Origin of the sequence: Bradyrhizobium sp. cf659, from assembly GCF_900113725.1 — a bacterium.
In the GTDB taxonomy this organism is placed as follows: Bacteria; Pseudomonadota; Alphaproteobacteria; order Rhizobiales; family Xanthobacteraceae; genus Bradyrhizobium.
The window spans coordinates 18,392-35,451 of sequence record NZ_FOQJ01000019.1; the positions used below are offsets into that span (position 1 = coordinate 18,392).

Genomic DNA, 17,060 nt, shown 5'->3' on the forward strand with positions numbered 1-17,060 from the left:
GGCAGGCGATGGCGCTAAAAGCAGCCGCATCCAGAGACTCGGAAGGACCAGTGACATGGCTGCACTAAAACTTGCCATCGGCAACAAGAACTACTCGTCATGGTCGATGCGGCCCTGGCTCGCGCTGCGCGCCAACGACATCCCGTTCGTGGAGACCCTGATCCCGCTCTACACGGATAACCCCGCGGACAAGGAGCAGATCCTGTCCTTCAGCCGCGCCGGCAAGGTGCCCGTGCTGGTCGACGGCGACACCACGGTGTGGGATTCACTCGCGATCATCGAATACATCGCCGAGCGCTATCCGGAAGTGAAGCTGTGGCCCGATGATGCCGCGGCTCGCGCCCATGCCCGTTCGGTGTGCGCCGAGATGCATTCCGGCTTCGTGCCCCTGCGCAGCGAATGCGGCATGAACCTGCACCGGCCGATCCGCCCCGTGACGCTGTCGGCCGATGCGAAAACCAACGTTGCGCGCATCGAGGAGATCTGGCGCGAGTGCCGGGCGCGCCACAGTGCCAAGGGACCGTTCCTGTTCGGCCGGTTCGGCGCGGCGGATGCGATGTACGCGCCGGTCGTGCACCGCTTCCGCACCTATGCGATCGACGTCGCGCCGGACACCAAGGCGTACATGGAGACGATGATGGCGCTGCCGGCATTCCAGGAATGGACCCGCGAGGGACTTGCCGAGACGCTCGTCATCGCGAAGTTCGAGGACGCGTAACCGCGAATGTGATCGGGCGCCGCTTGACGATACGCCGGCCGGCGGCGCTCAATCGTGCTGGAGCTGCGGCTTGGGAGAGGCACGCCATGGGAATCCTGGACACGCTGGAAAACAACCCCGCGCTCCGCAGCGCGCTCGGCCAGCTCGGCGCCGCCGTGCTGCCGGCTGTCTTGAGCGAGGTGCTCGGCAGCAACAATCAGGGCGGCCTCAGCGCGATCGTCGCCAAGCTTCAGCAGGCCGGGTTCGGTGACCAGGTCAAATCCTGGCTCGGCAACGGCCAGAACCTGCCGATCTCGGGGGACCAGCTCCGCGCCGTGCTCGGCAACGACACCGTCCGCCAGCTGGCAGCGCGCTACAACATCCCGGTCGACCAGCTGGGCCAGATCCTGGCCCAGGAGCTGCCCAAGGCGGTGGATCAGGCGAGCCCGCAGGGTCATTTGCCCCATACCGCCTGAGGCCCGGTTCCAGCGGTATTACCGTGGCCCGTTGTTCCCGTTATCGTCCTGAAAAGACTTCAAGATTGGGGTGTTTGCCATGCTCGGATGAGGCTGGCCAAAAACGCCGCATGCGTGCTATACAACAGCCGGGTTTCCGGCCGGCCATCGCAGTGGGACCATGGGCGAGGCAGGCGTTGTTTGAGTAATGGAGAGGGTGTTGAAGCACAAATTCCCCGTTGGAACGCGCGTATTGTTCACGGCCAGCAACGTTGCGCGCCCGGCTGCCAGCGGCTCGTACGAGATCATCCGCCTGTTGCCGACGGAAGGCGACGACTGCCAGTACCGGATCAAGAGCTCGACCGAAGCTTTCGAACGTGTCGCCAAGGAAAGTCAGCTCGCGCTCTCCTGAAGCGCCGCCACCGCCCATTGATGTCGCGGACGAATTTGCTCCGCTCGCCGTCAAAAGGCCCGCTTCACCTTCAAAAGGTGGGCCGGGGGCAGTTGCCGACTCGCGGTGCTCGCTTTGACCATTCGCTCTTTGCTCGCGTGAGGGGACGTCGCGCATGAACTGGGCATGGGCCTCGTCGCTCGACGAAACCTGGCACTCGTCGGCCTTTCCGATGTGGATGACGCTGGCGGCTGCCGGCTTCTTCGGATTCATCCTCCTGGTCACGCTGCTGCGCGCCGAGAGATCGCTCGCCAACGGCGCGCTGACCGTCATCACGCTGCTTGCCATCGCCATCGCGGTGGCTGCCACGGTGCGCGTCTATGGGCCGGCGGGGCAGGCAGCTCCAGCCGAGGCGCGCGCGCAGGCCGGTGTTATCGCAAGCCTGCCGGCGCTGTCCTGCCTCGACGATCTGGCCGGCGATGCGGTGGCCGTTGGCTGCGAGAAGGCGCTGTTCGGCTCGCCGGATGCGGCGGCCGCGGCCGTCTCCTACACCGCCGCCAGGATCGACCGGCTGACCGCGCTCGGCGATGCCGCGACCCTCGACAAGAGCCTGACGCTGGACATGAAGGTGCTGCGCAAGGCATTGGAGCGCGATCGCTACGGCTTCGTCGCGCAGGTGCTGATCGCGCGCGACGGCTGCACCCGGTTCGATTGCGCCGCCTTCCGCTCGCTGACCGATCAGCAGCAGGTCGCCGCCAACATGGAGTCCCATCTCTACGACATGCTGGTCGCGCGCTATGCGCCCACCTGGAACGCGCCCGCAGCGGCAGCATCGGCCGTACCGGCCGCAGGTGCGCTCGCCGCGCTGCCGCCATCGATGCCGACGGGCAAGCCGACCAACGCTGAGTTCCCGAGCGCCTCGTCGACGCCGCCGGTGAGCATCATGAATCCGGAGCCGCCCACGGCGTCGGCGCGCCAGGCCGCGCCCGCCGCGAACGCAGCGTCGGCGCCGCGCCCGCCGGCCGCGACTTCGGCACAGGCCGCAGCGCCCGCGGCACCGGCCGCCAAGAAGCCGCCGGCGCCGAAGGCTGCGCGCGCACCGGCAGCTGCACCGGTTCCGCTGGCGCCGCCGCCGGCTTCGGCTCCCGCGGCATCGGCTCCCGCGGCTGCGGATAACGAATAGTTCGGCTTTGAAAACCTGCGGCCGGCCCGCTAATGCTGGGGCATGCCACTCCATCTGATCAAGCTCGCCGTCGGCTGCGACTCCGTCAAGGAATTGAAGGAGTGGGTGGCCGAACGGATGCAGACCGCCAAGAAGAAGGGTCTGCCGCAACATCACATCCACATCACCCGCATGGTGCCCAAGCGCGACGCCGAGATCCTCTCGGGCGGGTCGCTCTATTGGGTCATCAAGGGCGAGATCGCCGCGCGCGAAAAGATCATCGCCATCGAGCCGTTCCGCGACAAGGACGGCATCGGGCGCTGCCGGATCGTGATGCAGCCGAAGGTGATCCCGGTCTCGCCGCGGCCGATGCGCCCGTTCCAGGGCTGGCGCTACCTCGCCGATGATTCCGTGCCGCCCGATCTCGGCAAGTCCGCCGCGGGCACCATCGCGGCGATGCCGGAGCCGATGCGGCGCGAGTTGCGCGATCTCGGGCTGCTCTGAGCATGGTCCGGAAAAGTGTGTAGCGGTTTTCCGGAAAGATCATGCTCAAACAATAACCTAAAGCGCGACGTCGTCATCGCGCTTTAGACCGCGATATTGTCGATCAGCCGGGTCGTGCCGAGCTTGGCTGCGACCAGGATCCGCAGGGGGCCGTCCTTGCGCGAGGTGACCTGAGCCAGCGTCTCGGCGTGACGGGCCTCGAAATAGTCGAGCACGAAGCCGGCCGCCTTGATTGTCGCGGCGCCGCGCGCCATCGCCGGCGCGATGGCTTCGCCGGCGCGGATGCGCCCGGCGCTGTCCTTCATGGCGCGATAGAGCGTGGTCGCGGTCTGCCGCTCCTGCGGGGAGAGGTAGACGTTGCGCGATGACATCGCGAGCCCGTCGCGCTCGCGCACGGTGCGGGAGCCGATCACCTTGACGCCGAGATCGAGATCCCGCGCCATCTGCGTCACCACCCGCAATTGCTGAAAGTCCTTCTCGCCGAAGACCGCGACATCCGGACGGCATTGCGTGAACAGCTTGCCGACGACGGTGGCGACGCCACCGAAAAAGTGGGGCCGGAAACAGTCCTCGAGGCCGGCCAGCGCCGGACCCTCCGGCACGATTCGGGTCGCAAAGCCTTCCGGATACATGGCCTCGACGCCGGGGTGCCAGACGATGTCGACGTCCTCGGCAGCGAGCTTGGCGATGTCGGCCTTCCAGGTCCGGGGATAGGCGCCGAAATCCTCGGTCGGGGCGAATTGAGTCGGGTTGACGAAGATCGAGACCACGACGCGGCTGGCGCGCCGCCTGGCGAGGCGCACCAGCGACACATGTCCGTCATGGAGCGCCCCCATGGTCGGGACCAGCGCGATCGTGGCCTTTCGCTTGCGAAGATTATCGACGGCGCGTCGGAGCGCAGGGACCGTGCGGGCGATCAGGGGGCTTCGTTGCATCGGGACTCGGGGGGCTTGGGGATGGGTTGGGCGCGGCCTGCGGCGCAGCCGGCTAACCTTAACAAGCAGCGATCGTGGACGCCATGCATCCGGATGCGGCACAGCATCCCGCGCCAAGCTGCGGAGGCTGTCGCAACATTGTGGGTTGGATCACAGACGTGATGCGGCGACGCGATTCATGATGAAGACTAGCGCGCTGTGATTTCGTTATCCTGTCACGCATTTCACTTGACCGCAGACGCGGTCAACTCGAAGATATTGCTTAGGGGCGCTGAGGATCACCATGCTTGTGCAGGCTAGCCAAGGCCAATCGGGCTCGGCGCACGTCGTTGTGCTGGGTAACGAGAAGGGCGGCTCCGGCAAATCGACCACTGCTTTGCATATCGCGGTTGCGCTCCTGAAGGCCGGTCAGCGCGTCGCCACCATCGACCTCGACTGCCGCCAGCAAAGCTTCACACACTACATCGACAACCGCGCCGCCTGGGCTCGTCGCACCAAGCTCGACCTCGAGCTGCCGGTGCATCGCTGCATCAAGCTCGGCGAGACCATGCAGATTGCCGAGAACGAGAACTCCGAGTTCCAGCAGTTCATGGAAGCGGTCTCGGCGGTCGAGAGCAGTTTCGATTTCATCGTCATCGATACGCCCGGCACCGACAGCTACCTGATGCGGCTCGCCCATTCGATGGCCGACACGCTGGTCACGCCGATCAACGACAGCTTCCTCGATTTCGACGTGCTCGGCACCGTCGACCCCGCCAACTATGCGGTCACCGGCGAGAGCCACTATGCCGAGATGGTGCGGGATAGCCGCCGCAAGCGTCGCCAGCTCGACGGCTCGAGCACCGACTGGATCGTGGTGCGCAACCGCCTGTCCATGCTCGGCTCGCGCAACAAGCAGCTCGTCGCCGACGGGTTGAAGGATTTGTCGCTGCGGCTCGGCTTCCGCTATGTCGACGGCTTTGCCGAACGCGTCGTCTACCGCGAATTCTTCCCGCGTGGCCTCACCGCCCTCGACGAGATCGACGAGGCGACGCTCGGCATGCGGCCCAATCTCGGCCATCTCACTGCACGGGAGGAGGTGACGAGCCTGCTCCGCCAGCTCAAGCTGCCGCTCGACGAGCGCGGCCGCCGCCGCGCGGCCAACCGCGCCGAGTGGTTCAGCCAGGTCGACAAGCCGCTCGAGGTCCACGACATCCTCGGCGCCTAAGTTAGCGGTATATCGCTACTTCCGGGCAACCTCATGGGCTGGTCCCCGCGGGAACTGAGCCCGCCTTCGGCCGTTTTCATTCTACGTTTACTGCGAAATTGAACCCAATCGAGACCGGTTGAGTCAGATGGTGACCTACAGCCTGACGTAGTCATATGAGAGAGGAGTGCCCAAGAAACGTGTGCGGCGCACAATGAAAGGGCTGCCAGTTCACAATATTTGGCCTTCCTGTCACGTGCCTGTGACATATATTAGCGAATAGGCGACCAGGGGCCGAAGAGCTCCGGAACAACACGATTTTCAACAGGGATTCAGGCCGCAAGAGCCTGAGGCTGAGGACGAAAATGAAGCGTGGAATTGCCGTTCTGGTTTCGGTCAGTGCCCTCTGCGGCGTCGCCTATTTCACGGCGAGCAAGTGGGCGATCAGGCACGAGACCATCACCTTCTACGACGCTTCGCGCGACAACCGTCCGGTGCCTGTCGATATCGCGATCCGTCGCGACAAGGAAATGCAGGCCGATGCCGGCATGATCACGATGCCTGTCGCCGTGATCAACCATGGCAACACCGTCAAGAACACCGAGTACGGCTTCCTCGCCAACATTTTCGCTGCGCGCGGTTACCTCGTCGTGAGCCCGCAGCATGATTTGCCGACCGATCCTCCGATGGTGACCAAGCCCGGCGAGCTCTATGTCGGCCGGTTGCCGCAGATCCTGCGCGGCGTTGCCAACATCCATCTGGCGATGCAGGAGATGAAGAAGGTTCAGCCCAACGCCGACTACGAGAAGGTGACGATGGTCGGCCACTCCATGGGCGGCGACATCACGATGTACTTCGCCAAGCAGTATCCGGATGAGGTCAAGAAGGTCGTCACGCTCGACAATCTGCGCGTGCCGTTCGTCACCGCCGGCAAGTTCAAGATCCTGTCGTTCCGCTCCACCGATCCGCAGTTCAAGGCGGATGCGGGCGTGATCCCGAGCGACGAGGAATGCGAGAAGGCCGGCATCCAGGTCGTGAAGACGGAATTCCAGCACAACGACATGCGCGACACCGGTCCGGATGCGGCCAAGAACTCGATCCAGGGCATGCTCGACAAGTTCCTGAGCGCGACTGACAGCGAGGTGGCGCCGGTCGATACGCAATCGTCCCCGCCCAAGATTCTCGAGCCCGGTCCGGTCGCCCTGATGGCGCCCGCAAAGAGCTGACGTATTCATCATCGTCAGAAACGACCTTCAAAGCCTCCGCCGGCGCTCGCCCGCGGAGGCTTTGCACATTGACCGGGCTGCACGCGCTAACCACATTAGTCGTTCACGCAGGGCCAAGGGATGTCGGGCGAACCCATCAAACCGCGCGGCCGCGATGCCGTCTCGCCGCAAGCCGGCGGCGCGGTGCCGCAGGCAGGGACGTCGGCCTCGGACGATATCGCCGCCTTTGTCGCCAAGGCGCGTGCGCTGTCACCGCATGCTCCCGGCGCGAAAGGGCGGCTGATCTTCGCGCTGGATGCGACGATGAGCCGGCAGCCGACCTGGGACATGGCCTGTGCGCTCCAGGCCGACATGTTTCGCGAGACCGCGGCGCTCGGCAGTCTCGACATCCGGCTGGTCTACTATCGCGGCTTCAACGAGTGCCGTGCCACAGGGTGGATCTCCGACAGCACCAGGCTCGCGACGCTGATGAGCAAGATCGATTGCCGCGGCGGCGACACCCAGATCGGCAAGGTGCTGAGCGAGGCGCGGCGCGAGGCGGTCGCATCGGGCGTAAGGGCCGTGGTCTTCGTCGGCGATGCGATGGAGGAGAAGGTTGACGAGCTCTGCGCCAAGGCCGGCGAGCTCGGCATGCTCAAGGTGCCCGTGTTCGTGTTTCAGGAGGGGCATGACGCGGTAGCCGAGCAGACCTTTCGCGAGATCGCGCGCCTGACCGGCGGAGCCTGGTGCCGTTTCGATCCCGGCGCGGCGGCACAGCTGCGCGAGCTGTTGCGGGCAGCCGCGACCTATGCCGCCGGCGGCCGCGAGGCGTTGTTGAAGCTGGCGAAGAGCACGAGCGGTGCGGCCCAGCTGATCGGCCAGATGAAGTAATAGGTCACATCTGCCAAATGCGGACGGGCGAAAGGACGCCATGCTTTTTGACGACAGGGCGCCTATATTCTGGCCATGACCCTGATCGCCGGCGCTGTCGCCGTTATCACGCTTTATCTGCTGCTCCAGATGTTCCGCGCCGCCAATCCTGCGGTGCTGGCGCGCACCATCAAGATCGGCGGCGGCGTGGTGGCGCTGGCGGTCGCGGCTTTCACGGGCTTGCGGGGCGAGCTGGCGGTCGCGATCCCGCTCGGGATTTTCGGCGCCGGGCTGCTCGGCTGGACTCCGCTGACGAACGCCGGCTTCGGCAATATCGGCGGGCTGTTCGGTGGCGGTGCGGCGCCTGCGCCCGGGCAGTCCTCGCGCGTGCGCTCGCAATTCCTCGACATGCGGCTCGACCACGATTCTGGCCGGCTCGGAGGCCAGATCGTTGCCGGGCCTCACGCCGGGCACGATCTCGACGAGTTCGACCTCGCCGGCCTGCTGGCGATGGTCCCGGCGTTCGACGCCGAGAGCGTGGCCTTACTTGAAAGCTATCTGGACCGCCGGTTTCCCGCCTGGCGTCAGAACGCGCAGGGCGATGCGGCAGGGGGGCAGCGCCGCACGGCGGCGAGCGGCAAAATGACGGCGGAGGAGGCCTATCAGATCCTTGGCTTGCAGCCGGGAGCGGGGCGTGACGACATCAGCCGGGCCCACAAGTCCCTGATGAAGAAACTCCATCCCGACCAGGGGGGCTCGACGTATCTCGCTGCCCGGGTAAACGAGGCCAAGGATACTCTGCTTCGCACGCATAACGGCTAACTCCGGCACCACGCTACAAACGCCCGTACCGCGTGAGCTCCGTTTGCTCTGTCTGTCGTCGCCCCGATGCCCGCCATTGTCGGCGTGGTCGATCTCTTGAGTAAAAATTTAACCGTAAATCGTTGACGAGAGGTTGTCGCGGAACTGACTTTGGCTAGCCGCATGCCGAAAACAAAAATGCCCGCGCAAGGCGCGGGCATTTTTTTCGGAACGGTGCAGGAGATCAGTTGCGGACGGTGATGCAGGAGATGTCGGCGCGCTTCAGGGCGCGGCAGACGGCTTCGGCCTGATCCCGCTCGAGCCCGGCGAAGCGGGCGCGATAGAGCTTGCGATTGTCCTTGGCGACGACCGGCTCGGTGAACGGATCGGCCTTGCTGAGCAGGCCGCGGGCTGAGCTGCGCGCGGCATCGATGCGCTGCTGGGCCTCATTCTCGCTTTCGAGCGCGCCGACCTGGACGATCCAGCCGCTGTGGGTGACGACCGGCTTGGTGGTGGCGCTCATCTGGATCGGCTGCGGCGCCGGGTCGGCGGACGCGAGTTTCGGAGCGGCCGGGGCGGGCGCGGCGGCGGTTGCAGCCGGCAGCACGCCGAGGACGCCGTTGCCGGTGCCGAAGCCGGCCGGCTGCCGCGGCAGCTCGGTGCGGGCGACTTCTGCCTTCGGCGCTTCCGGTTGGCTCTGGAACTCGGGCTTGTTGATCAGATCGGCCCGGGCGACAACGGCGCCGGAGGTTTCCGCGACGTCGGAGCGGGACGCAACCGTGCTGGTAACCTGCGGCGCGACCTGAGCCGGCGCGGCGGAGGCGACCTTCACCGTGCCGGCCTTGACCTGCACCGTCTTGACCCGGACCGGCTTCATCGGTTCGGACGAGCCCGGGATGATCGAGAGCGGCTGGCTGGAGATCACGCCATTGGTGAGCGGCGCGGGCTCGATCTTGGATTCAGTCGGCCGAGCCTCAGGCTTGGGTTGAGCGGGCGGCATTGCGGCGGTGGCAGCCGCAAGCGTGGACAGGCGCGAGGCGAGACGCGAGGGGGCCGCTTCGGGAGCAGGGGCGGCCGCGGCCTGGACCTGCGGAGCGGAGCGGGCCGGGGTATCTGACGCATCCGCGACCTCGGCAGCGGCGTCAGAGCCGTTGCGTTCGGCGACCGCGGCGACGGTGTGCGTGGTCGCGCCCTTCTCGAGATTCTCCGCGAGCAGGTTGCGCATGATGGCGTCGCGCGAACCGCCGCTGCGGCCGCCCAGCACCACGCCGATCAGGTGGCGGTTGCCGCGGCGCATCGAGGTCACGAGGTTGAAGCCGGAGGCGCGGGTGTAGCCGGTCTTGATGCCGTCCACGCCTTCGACGCTGCCAAGCAGGTGGTTATGGTTCCGGATCGACTGGCCGCGCCAGTTGAACGTCGAGGTCGCGAAATAGCGGTAGTAGCGCGGGAAGCGCTCCTGGATGGCGCGGCCGAGCGTGGCCTGATCGCGCGCGGTCGTGACCTGCTCGTCGTTGGGAAGGCCGTTGGCATTGCGGTAGACCGTCTTGGACATGCCGAGCGAACGCGCCTTGCGCGTCATCATCTGGGCGAAGTCGTCCTCGTCGCCGCCGATCGCTTCCGCGATCACCACGGCTGCGTCGTTGGCGGAGCGGGTGACGAGACCCTTGATCGCGTCCTCGACACGGATGGTCTGGCCGGCACGCAGGTTCAGCTTGGTCGGATCCTGATCGGCGGCGTGCTGCGACACCGGCATCTCGGTGTCGAGCTTCATCTTGCCGGACTCAAGACGCTCAAACAGCAGATAGAGCGTCATGATCTTGGTCAGCGAGGCCGGATGGCGAATCCCGTCGGGGCTCGTTGCCTGGAGCACGGAGCCGGAATTGCCGTCGACGATGATCGACGCGAATTTAGGGCTGGAGCTCTCGGACACATCGCGCTGCACCCGGTGGTGCGCGTAATGGCGGCGGTGACGCCGCGCCTCGGCGGCATCGGTGGTGAAGATGACCGCGGTGGTGACCGTAAGAAGCCCGAAAACCCCGACCCGCGCCAAGCGCGAGGAAGACAAGTTTTTACGAAGCATGAAACCCCGTCCCCGTTTCTGACTTGATCACCGGCCCGTGAGGCGAAATTGTGCCCAATGGACCCGGGATCATTACCTGCTCAGGCTGCCCCTCCGCGGGTGTCCGCCGCGGGGGACGTTGGGCCTGAGCCGCTGTTCTGGCTAAGGTGATGTTCTCAAACGGCTTTTGGCCGCTTGCGGAAGCTGAACACGTCCAGGGAATCAAGGTAGGGGTCCGCGGTTTCCAAAAGCTTAAGGAACCCTTGCGGGAAACCCCGGGAATCTCCACGGTTTGCATCTAAATTTTGTGCGTCGCACAAGATTCTTGACTTTTTTGTGCGTTGCACTAATTGTGGGCAGAGTCAGGGAGCCGGGGCTTCCCGACGCGAGCCAGGGAAAAGGATTCCGAAATGTTCAAGGTTGAAGACTTTCAGAGCTACGGGAAAGAGCAGTTCGAGCAGTGCGTCGCCTCCGCGACCTCGGTGCAGCACGGCCTCCAGGCGATCGCCAGCGCCTATGGCGACTACACCAAGAAGTCGTTCGAAGACACCAAGTCCTTCGTCGAGAAGCTTTCCGGCGTGAAGTCGCTGGACAAGGCGATGGAAGCGCAGACCGACTTCGCCCGCTCCGCCTACGAGACCTTCGTCGCGGAATCGCAGAAGATCGCCGGCCTCTACAGCGACCTCGCCAAGCAGGCGTTCAAGCCGGTCGAGACCATCGTGTCGAAGTTCACCCCGGCCGCCAACTAACCTTTCCTGGACATCCTGGAAGCAAGAAGCCCGGCTGAACAAGCCGGGCTTTTTCGTTTGTCGCGACCGATCCGTCTCAGCGCGCGGTCTGGTTCGCCGAGCTGACAAAGTAGAATTTGTCGGTGCTGCGCGCGCAGTATGACGGCACGCCCAAGGTCGCACTCGTCGGCGTGGTGTTCATGGGATTAATGCTGGCGCTCGCGGTTCAGGTGCCGGCGACGCTGACCGTCGGCAGCGAGTTGGTGCCGGTGAACAGCACGTCGACATGGGCCTGCGCCTTGGTGCTGATCTGCGACGTGGTGATGGTGCCCGACGAGTTGAGCGCCGCCTGCATTGGAGAGCGGGCCTGTGCTCGGCCGCTGCAAGATGGGCGAGCTGTCGACCGATGCGGCTGACACAGGGCAGGGCAGGCGAAGCACGGCAATCCTCCAAACTTGCGATTTTGCCCGCTTTCGCGCCACCCGATTGAACAGCAGGTACCGTAGTAGACCGGAGATGATCCCGCGCGAAGCCGTCGCAGTCGCACTAACGGCCGGGTTCCTGGTCACCATGTTCGAGACGGGCGCGGCGGAAATTTTTGTCAAACCGGCCCGGATTGATTAACCTTGATCAGGATCGCCCGGATCGGGAATCGGGACCGCCGCAGCCGGATCTTTGCACGCTTGCGGCGAGCCGGGGGCAGGCCCATATTCCCGCAATCGATCTGGTTTGGACCGGACCGGTTGGAAGCGGCGATCCAAAAAACGCGGTGCGCCGGCGCGAAGCTCCGAAAGGCGGGGCCGCGCGGCGGACCGTTACCGCTTCCGTGGGGAATTTGAACGCCTGAGCCATGTCGCAATTGACTTCCAGCCTTGACCTGTCTGCGGCCGCCGCCGCCCGCGCTCCCCGGATGAGCAACGACGAGAACCGTTCCGGCAGCCCGACGGGCCCGAACACCTCTGTCATCACCAAGGTCAAGCCGAAGACCAAGCGGCCGAACCTGTATCGCGTTCTGATCCTGAACGACGACTACACGCCGATGGAGTTCGTGGTCCACGTGCTGGAGAAGTTCTTCCAGAAGGACGTCGAGGCGGCGACCAAGATCATGTTGCACGTCCACCACCACGGCATCGGCGAGTGCGGCGTGTTCACCTACGAGATCGCCGAGACCAAGGTGACGCAGGTGATGGACTTCGCCCGCAAGCACCAGCATCCGCTGCAATGCGTGATGGAGAAGAAATAGGTCAACTCGCGGCGCGTTCGTAGCCGGCTCTTGCTTGTGCATGTCGCAGTGTGACCGCCGCGCGATGCCTGCGCGCGATGTCCGTCGCAGCCGGCAGATCTAAGGAATTCTGAACCGGCGCCGATCCCGCCCAAATCGGAACGGGTTTTGCATCGAAAAATACCGCAGACGGCTAGCTGCCGAGTCGCGGAACCGGTCTTTCGCCGCGGTCTTGTATAACTATATGTGACAAAGGTTGTTGTTGCCTGACCGGGCGAGGACGATCATGATGGTGGGGGCCATAGAGGACGCGAATGCCGACTTTTTCCCAAAGCCTTGAACAATCCCTGCATCGTGCGCTGGCGATCGCAAACGAGCGTCATCACCAATACGCGACGCTTGAGCATCTCTTGCTCTCCCTGATCGACGACTCCGATGCAGCCGCCGTCATGCGCGCCTGTAGCGTCGATCTCGACAAGCTCCGCACGAGCCTCGTCAACTACCTTGAGACCGAATTCGAGAATCTGGTGACGGATGGCGCCGACGATGCCAAGCCGACCGCCGGTTTCCAGCGCGTGATCCAGCGCGCGGTGATCCACGTGCAATCCTCCGGTCGCGAAGAGGTGACCGGTGCCAACGTGCTGATCGCGATCTTCGCCGAGCGCGAGAGTCACGCCGCGTACTTCCTGCAAGAGCAGGACATGACGCGCTACGACGCCGTCAACTACATCAGCCACGGCATCGCCAAGCGGCCGGGCGTCTCCGAGGCGCGCCCCGTGCGCGGCGTCGACGAGGAGACCGAGACCAAGGGCAGCGACGACGCCAAGAAGAAGGGCGAAGCGCTCGAGACCTATTGCGTCAACCTCAACAAGAAGGCGCGCGACGGCAAGATCGATCCGGTGATCGGACGCAATTCCGAGATCAACCGCGCGATCCAGGTGCTGTGCCGCCGGCAGAAGAACAACCCGCTGTTCGTGGGCGAAGCCGGCGTCGGCAAGACCGCGATCGCGGAGGGCCTCGCCAAGCGCATCGTCGACAGCGAGGTGCCGGAGGTGCTGGCGGCTGCCACCGTGTTCTCGCTGGACATGGGCACGCTGCTCGCGGGCACGCGCTATCGCGGCGACTTCGAGGAGCGCCTGAAGCAGGTGCTGAAGGAGCTCGAGGCGCATCCCAACGCCATCCTGTTCATCGACGAGATCCACACCGTGATCGGTGCGGGCGCGACGTCGGGCGGGGCGATGGATGCCTCGAACCTGCTCAAGCCGGCGCTTGCCTCGGGCACGATCCGCTGCATGGGCTCGACCACCTACAAGGAATACCGCCAGCACTTCGAGAAGGACCGCGCACTGGTGCGGCGCTTCCAGAAGATCGACATCAACGAGCCGACGGTTGAGGACGCGATCGCGATCCTCAAGGGTCTCAAGCCGTACTTCGAGGACTACCACCGGCTGAAGTACACCAATGAGGCGATCGAGGCTGCGGTGCAGCTCTCCTCGCGCTACATCCACGACCGCAAGCTGCCCGACAAGGCGATCGACGTGATCGACGAATCCGGCGCGGCGCAGATGCTGGTTGCCGAGAACAAGCGCAAGAAGACCATCGGCATCAAGGAGATCGAGACCACGATCGCCTCGATGGCGCGGATCCCGCCGAAGAGCGTGTCGAAGGACGATGCCGAGGTGCTCAAGCATCTCGAGCAGACGCTGAAGCGCACCGTGTTCGGCCAGGACAAGGCGATCGAGTCGCTCGCCGCTTCGATCAAGCTGGCGCGTGCCGGCCTGCGCGAGCCGGAGAAGCCGATCGGCTGCTACCTGTTCTCCGGCCCGACCGGCGTCGGCAAGACCGAGGTCGCAAAGCAGCTCGCGGCGTCGCTCGGCGTCGAGCTGCTGCGCTTCGACATGTCCGAATACATGGAGCGGCACACCGTGTCGCGTCTGATCGGTGCGCCTCCCGGCTATGTCGGCTTCGACCAGGGCGGCCTGCTCACCGACGGCGTCGACCAGCATCCGCATTGTGTGGTGCTGCTCGACGAGATCGAGAAGGCGCATCCCGACCTCTACAACGTGCTGCTCCAGATCATGGATCACGGCCGGCTCACCGACCACAACGGCAAGCAGGTCAACTTCCGCAACGTGATCCTGATCATGACCACGAATGCGGGTGCTTCGGATCTGGCCAAGCAGGCGTTCGGCTTCACCCGCTCGAAGCGGGAAGGCGACGACCACGAGGCGATCAACCGGCAGTTCGCGCCGGAATTCCGCAATCGCCTCGATGCCATCGTCTCGTTCGGCCATCTCAGCGTCGAGGTGATCGGCACGGTGGTCGAGAAGTTCGTGCTTCAGCTCGAGGCGCAGCTCGGCGACCGCGACGTCACCATCGAGTTGTCCGAGCCCGCCAAGACCTGGCTGGTTCAGCACGGCTATGACGAGCAGATGGGCGCGCGGCCGATGGCCCGCGTGATTCAGGAGCACATCAAGAAGCCGCTGGCCGACGAGGTGCTGTTCGGCAAGCTCAAGAGCGGTGGCCACGTCCGCGTCGTCCTGGTCAAGGACGAGGCCGACGAGACCAAGGAGAAGATCGGCTTCGAGTTCGTCGAGGGTCCGGTCACGCCGAAGCAGGAAAAGCTGCCCGGCGCCCGCAAGCGTCCGCCGGGCAAGCCCAAGCCGGGCGGCCCCGGCGGCTCGAAGGGGCCGACCTCCAAGGGTCCGCTGGTCAAGGCTTGATCGGCGCGCGATGAAATCGAAAAGGCCGGCTGAAATGCCGGCCTTTTTGTTTGTGTCGCAATGCGGGGTTTTAAGTGCCGGTGTCAGGCGCAGGTGCCGCAGGCGGCCGCGGTTTCTTCGGCGCGGGTGGCCGTGCGCGGGCAGGGGCGGACGGCTGCATCGTCACGATGACCGGATTCGGCTTGTGATCGGTTGCCGCGCCCGTCGCGGCATCGACCCCCATGCCGACGACACCGCCCAGCAGAAGATTGCCGGCAAAGCCGGCGGCGCCGGAGGTCGGTATGTCGCGGCTGAGCGGCACGATCTGCGGCTCGTAGCCTTCCTTCTGGAAGGTGATGGAGATGTCGGCGTTCCGCTTGACGACCACGGAGCATGGCGTCGTGCAGGTGGTCGGAACCTCCATTCCGCTGACGACGGCTTCAACGCCTGAAGGTGTCGATGAGATGCTGATATTCTCGGTCGTGCCGCGCGTGACGGACGCGCAGCCGCCCAGCATGACGCTGAGCGCCACAATTCCAAATGATCGCATGAAATGCCCCTTGTCCCGCCGCCAGTGAAGCGCAACCAGAGCGCGAGGGCAATACGTCGTTGGTCCAGATAGTTAAGCCACGCACCGGTTGTGTGGAGAAGGGGCGGAAACCTGCGCGTGGGCCGGTTCTATTCGCCGCGCAGGCGCTGGTCGTCCTGCACGCGGACATGCTCGGCGCCGCGCGCGCCTGCGGGCGAGAGCCGCAGCATGCTCAGCACCGCGCCGCAGAGCGCAAAGCCGACGCCGGTGAGGAGCGCGATCCGGGTTCCGTCGATCGGGTAGCGGCCGAGGAACAGGGCGACCAGTGCCGCACCCGTGGTCTGGCCGAGCAGCCGCGCCGTGCCCAGCATGCCGCTGGCGCCGCCGGCGCGCTCGCGCGGGGCGGCGGCGATCATGGTGCGGTTGTTGGGGGTCTGGAACAGGCCGAAGCCGGCCCCGGCCAGCGCCATCCGCCAGATCACGTCGAGCGGCGTTGGCGCGGCCGGCAGGAGGGCGAGCGCGCCGAGCCCGCAGGCGAACAGCGTGAGCCCGATGCCGCCGAGCAGGCCAGCCGGATAATGTTCGACCAGGCGGCCGGCGAGGGGGGCTGCGAAGGCGAGGGCGATCGGCCACGGCGTGATCAGGAGGCCCATATGCACGGCGGAATAGCCGAAGCGGCTCTGGAGATAGAACGGGATCGCGACGAAGGCCAGCATCTGCCCGCAGAACGATGCGATCGAGGTCGCGATCGACAGCGCGAAGACGGGGATGCGCAAGAGGTCGACCGGCAGCAGCGGCGAGGTCATGTGCGTCTCGCGATAGATCAGCAGCGCGCCGGCGACAATCGCGATTGCGAACTGGACGAGGCAGGTGAGCGCGGCCTCGCCATGACCGACGCTGTCGATCGCGGCAATGCCGACACCGAAGGTGATCGCGGACAGACCCGCGCTCTGCCAGTCGAAGGAATGGCTCGCGGGCTTGGTGTGCGGCAGGCTGCGCAGGCCCAGCACCAGCGTCACCGCGCCGAGCGGCACGTTGATGGCGAACAGCCAGGGCCAGCTTCCGACCGCGAGGATGCCGGCCGCGAGCGTCGGGCCGACCGCGGCCGAGAAGGCGACGACGAGCGCGTTGAGCCCGATGCCGCGGCCGAGCAGGCTACGCGGATAGGTGAAGCGCACCAGCGCGGCGTTGACGCTCATGATGCCGGCGGCGCCAAAGCCCTGGATGATGCGTGCGACCGTCAACAGCGGCAGCGTATGGGCCAGCGCGCAGAAGGCGGACGCGAGCGTGAACAGCACGAGCCCGACCAGATAGACGCGGCGATAGCCGACGATCTCGCCGAGCGAAGCCAGCGGCAGCAGCGAGATGGTGATCGCGAGCTGGTAGCCGTTGACGATCCAGATCGAGAAGGCCGGGCTCGCGTTAAGGTCGGCCGCGATCGTCGGCAGCGCGACGTTGGCGATGGCACTGTCGACCACCGCCATGATGATGCCGAGCGCAATGGTCAGGACCGCCTGGTTGCGCTGGGGCTGCGGCAGGCCGTCGGCATGCACGATCGTGGTTGACGACATGGTGAACGTGTTCGGTTGAGGCGCGGTTGCTGGTCCGCAACTT

18 protein-coding genes are annotated in these 17,060 nt (G+C 65.4%); 13 read left to right on the top strand and 5 right to left on the bottom strand.

Going from position 1 to position 17,060, the window contains the following annotated elements; all coding sequences use genetic code 11:
• Window positions 1–55 precede the first annotated feature (55 nt).
• The 5 genes from BM118_RS38705 to BM118_RS38725 all read left to right on the top strand — a co-directional run bounded on the left by BM118_RS38705 (window position 56) and on the right by BM118_RS38725 (window position 3,209).
• Window positions 56–718, top strand: coding sequence for a glutathione S-transferase family protein (locus BM118_RS38705; protein WP_092193105.1), 663 nt, complete (start codon window positions 56–58; stop codon window positions 716–718).
• 86 nt (window positions 719–804) lie between these two features.
• A complete protein-coding gene (locus BM118_RS38710; RefSeq protein ID WP_177235072.1) occupies window positions 805–1,173 on the top strand; it encodes a YidB family protein in 369 nt (122 codons plus the stop codon).
• A 187-nt stretch (window positions 1,174–1,360) separates the two neighbouring features.
• Window positions 1,361–1,564: a hypothetical protein gene (locus tag BM118_RS38715; RefSeq protein WP_011087923.1), complete on the top strand. Its 204-nt coding sequence runs from the start codon at window positions 1,361–1,363 to the stop codon at window positions 1,562–1,564.
• A 154-nt stretch (window positions 1,565–1,718) separates the two neighbouring features.
• Window positions 1,719–2,726: a hypothetical protein gene (locus BM118_RS38720; RefSeq protein WP_092193109.1), complete on the top strand. Its 1,008-nt coding sequence runs from the start codon at window positions 1,719–1,721 to the stop codon at window positions 2,724–2,726.
• A 42-nt stretch (window positions 2,727–2,768) separates the two neighbouring features.
• Window positions 2,769–3,209, top strand: coding sequence for a DUF1489 family protein (locus BM118_RS38725; protein WP_092193111.1), 441 nt, complete (start codon window positions 2,769–2,771; stop codon window positions 3,207–3,209).
• Window positions 3,210–3,292: 83 nt separating this feature from the next.
• Here the strand turns inward: BM118_RS38725 and panC are convergent, their stop codons facing one another.
• Window positions 3,293–4,144, bottom strand: a complete 852-nt coding sequence (gene panC, locus BM118_RS38730; protein ID WP_092193113.1) for a pantoate--beta-alanine ligase — start codon at window positions 4,142–4,144, stop codon at window positions 3,293–3,295.
• A 283-nt stretch (window positions 4,145–4,427) separates the two neighbouring features.
• On the opposite strand from panC, the gene BM118_RS38735 reads away from it, so the two are divergent.
• The 4 genes from BM118_RS38735 to BM118_RS38750 all read left to right on the top strand — a co-directional run bounded on the left by BM118_RS38735 (window position 4,428) and on the right by BM118_RS38750 (window position 8,227).
• Window positions 4,428–5,351: a division plane positioning ATPase MipZ gene (locus tag BM118_RS38735; RefSeq protein ID WP_092193115.1), complete on the top strand. Its 924-nt coding sequence runs from the start codon at window positions 4,428–4,430 to the stop codon at window positions 5,349–5,351.
• A gap of 344 nt (window positions 5,352–5,695) precedes the next feature.
• Entirely contained in the window at window positions 5,696–6,556 is an 861-nt protein-coding gene (locus BM118_RS38740) for an alpha/beta fold hydrolase (protein WP_092193117.1), read from the top strand.
• 120 nt (window positions 6,557–6,676) lie between these two features.
• Entirely contained in the window at window positions 6,677–7,426 is a 750-nt protein-coding gene (locus BM118_RS38745; protein WP_092193119.1) for a vWA domain-containing protein, read from the top strand.
• 75 nt (window positions 7,427–7,501) lie between these two features.
• Window positions 7,502–8,227 (top strand): DnaJ domain-containing protein, encoded by a 726-nt coding sequence (locus BM118_RS38750; protein ID WP_092193121.1) that lies wholly within the window; start codon window positions 7,502–7,504, stop codon window positions 8,225–8,227.
• 223 nt (window positions 8,228–8,450) lie between these two features.
• Here the strand turns inward: BM118_RS38750 and BM118_RS38755 are convergent, their stop codons facing one another.
• Window positions 8,451–10,286 (bottom strand): D-alanyl-D-alanine carboxypeptidase, encoded by a 1,836-nt coding sequence (locus BM118_RS38755; protein ID WP_092193123.1) that lies wholly within the window; start codon window positions 10,284–10,286, stop codon window positions 8,451–8,453.
• 389 nt (window positions 10,287–10,675) lie between these two features.
• On the opposite strand from BM118_RS38755, the gene BM118_RS38760 reads away from it, so the two are divergent.
• Window positions 10,676–11,014: a phasin family protein gene (locus tag BM118_RS38760; RefSeq protein ID WP_011087913.1), complete on the top strand. Its 339-nt coding sequence runs from the start codon at window positions 10,676–10,678 to the stop codon at window positions 11,012–11,014.
• A gap of 205 nt (window positions 11,015–11,219) precedes the next feature.
• Here the strand turns inward: BM118_RS38760 and BM118_RS42635 are convergent, their stop codons facing one another.
• Complete coding sequence (locus BM118_RS42635) at window positions 11,220–11,348, bottom strand: hypothetical protein (RefSeq protein WP_283806391.1); 129 nt, start codon at window positions 11,346–11,348, stop codon at window positions 11,220–11,222.
• Window positions 11,349–11,362: 14 nt separating this feature from the next.
• Here BM118_RS42635 and BM118_RS41985 point away from each other — a divergent pair, with 14 nt between their 5' ends.
• From BM118_RS41985 to clpA, 3 genes are all read left to right on the top strand, one after another.
• Entirely contained in the window at window positions 11,363–11,617 is a 255-nt protein-coding gene (locus BM118_RS41985; RefSeq protein ID WP_177235070.1) for a hypothetical protein, read from the top strand.
• A 286-nt stretch (window positions 11,618–11,903) separates the two neighbouring features.
• On the top strand, window positions 11,904–12,236 hold the full coding sequence (gene clpS / locus BM118_RS38770) for an ATP-dependent Clp protease adapter ClpS (RefSeq protein WP_027548135.1): 333 nt from the start codon (window positions 11,904–11,906) through the stop codon (window positions 12,234–12,236).
• 293 nt (window positions 12,237–12,529) lie between these two features.
• The gene (clpA, locus tag BM118_RS38775) at window positions 12,530–14,938 is read left to right on the top strand and encodes an ATP-dependent Clp protease ATP-binding subunit ClpA (protein ID WP_027548134.1); all 2,409 of its coding nucleotides are present in this window, start codon (window positions 12,530–12,532) and stop codon (window positions 14,936–14,938) included.
• 70 nt (window positions 14,939–15,008) lie between these two features.
• Here the strand turns inward: clpA and BM118_RS38780 are convergent, their stop codons facing one another.
• On the bottom strand, window positions 15,009–15,467 hold the full coding sequence (locus BM118_RS38780) for a PEGA domain-containing protein (protein ID WP_092193127.1): 459 nt from the start codon (window positions 15,465–15,467) through the stop codon (window positions 15,009–15,011).
• Window positions 15,468–15,595: 128 nt separating this feature from the next.
• Entirely contained in the window at window positions 15,596–17,017 is a 1,422-nt protein-coding gene (locus BM118_RS38785; RefSeq protein ID WP_092193129.1) for an MFS transporter, read from the bottom strand.
• Between the last annotated feature and the right edge of the window lie 43 nt (window positions 17,018–17,060).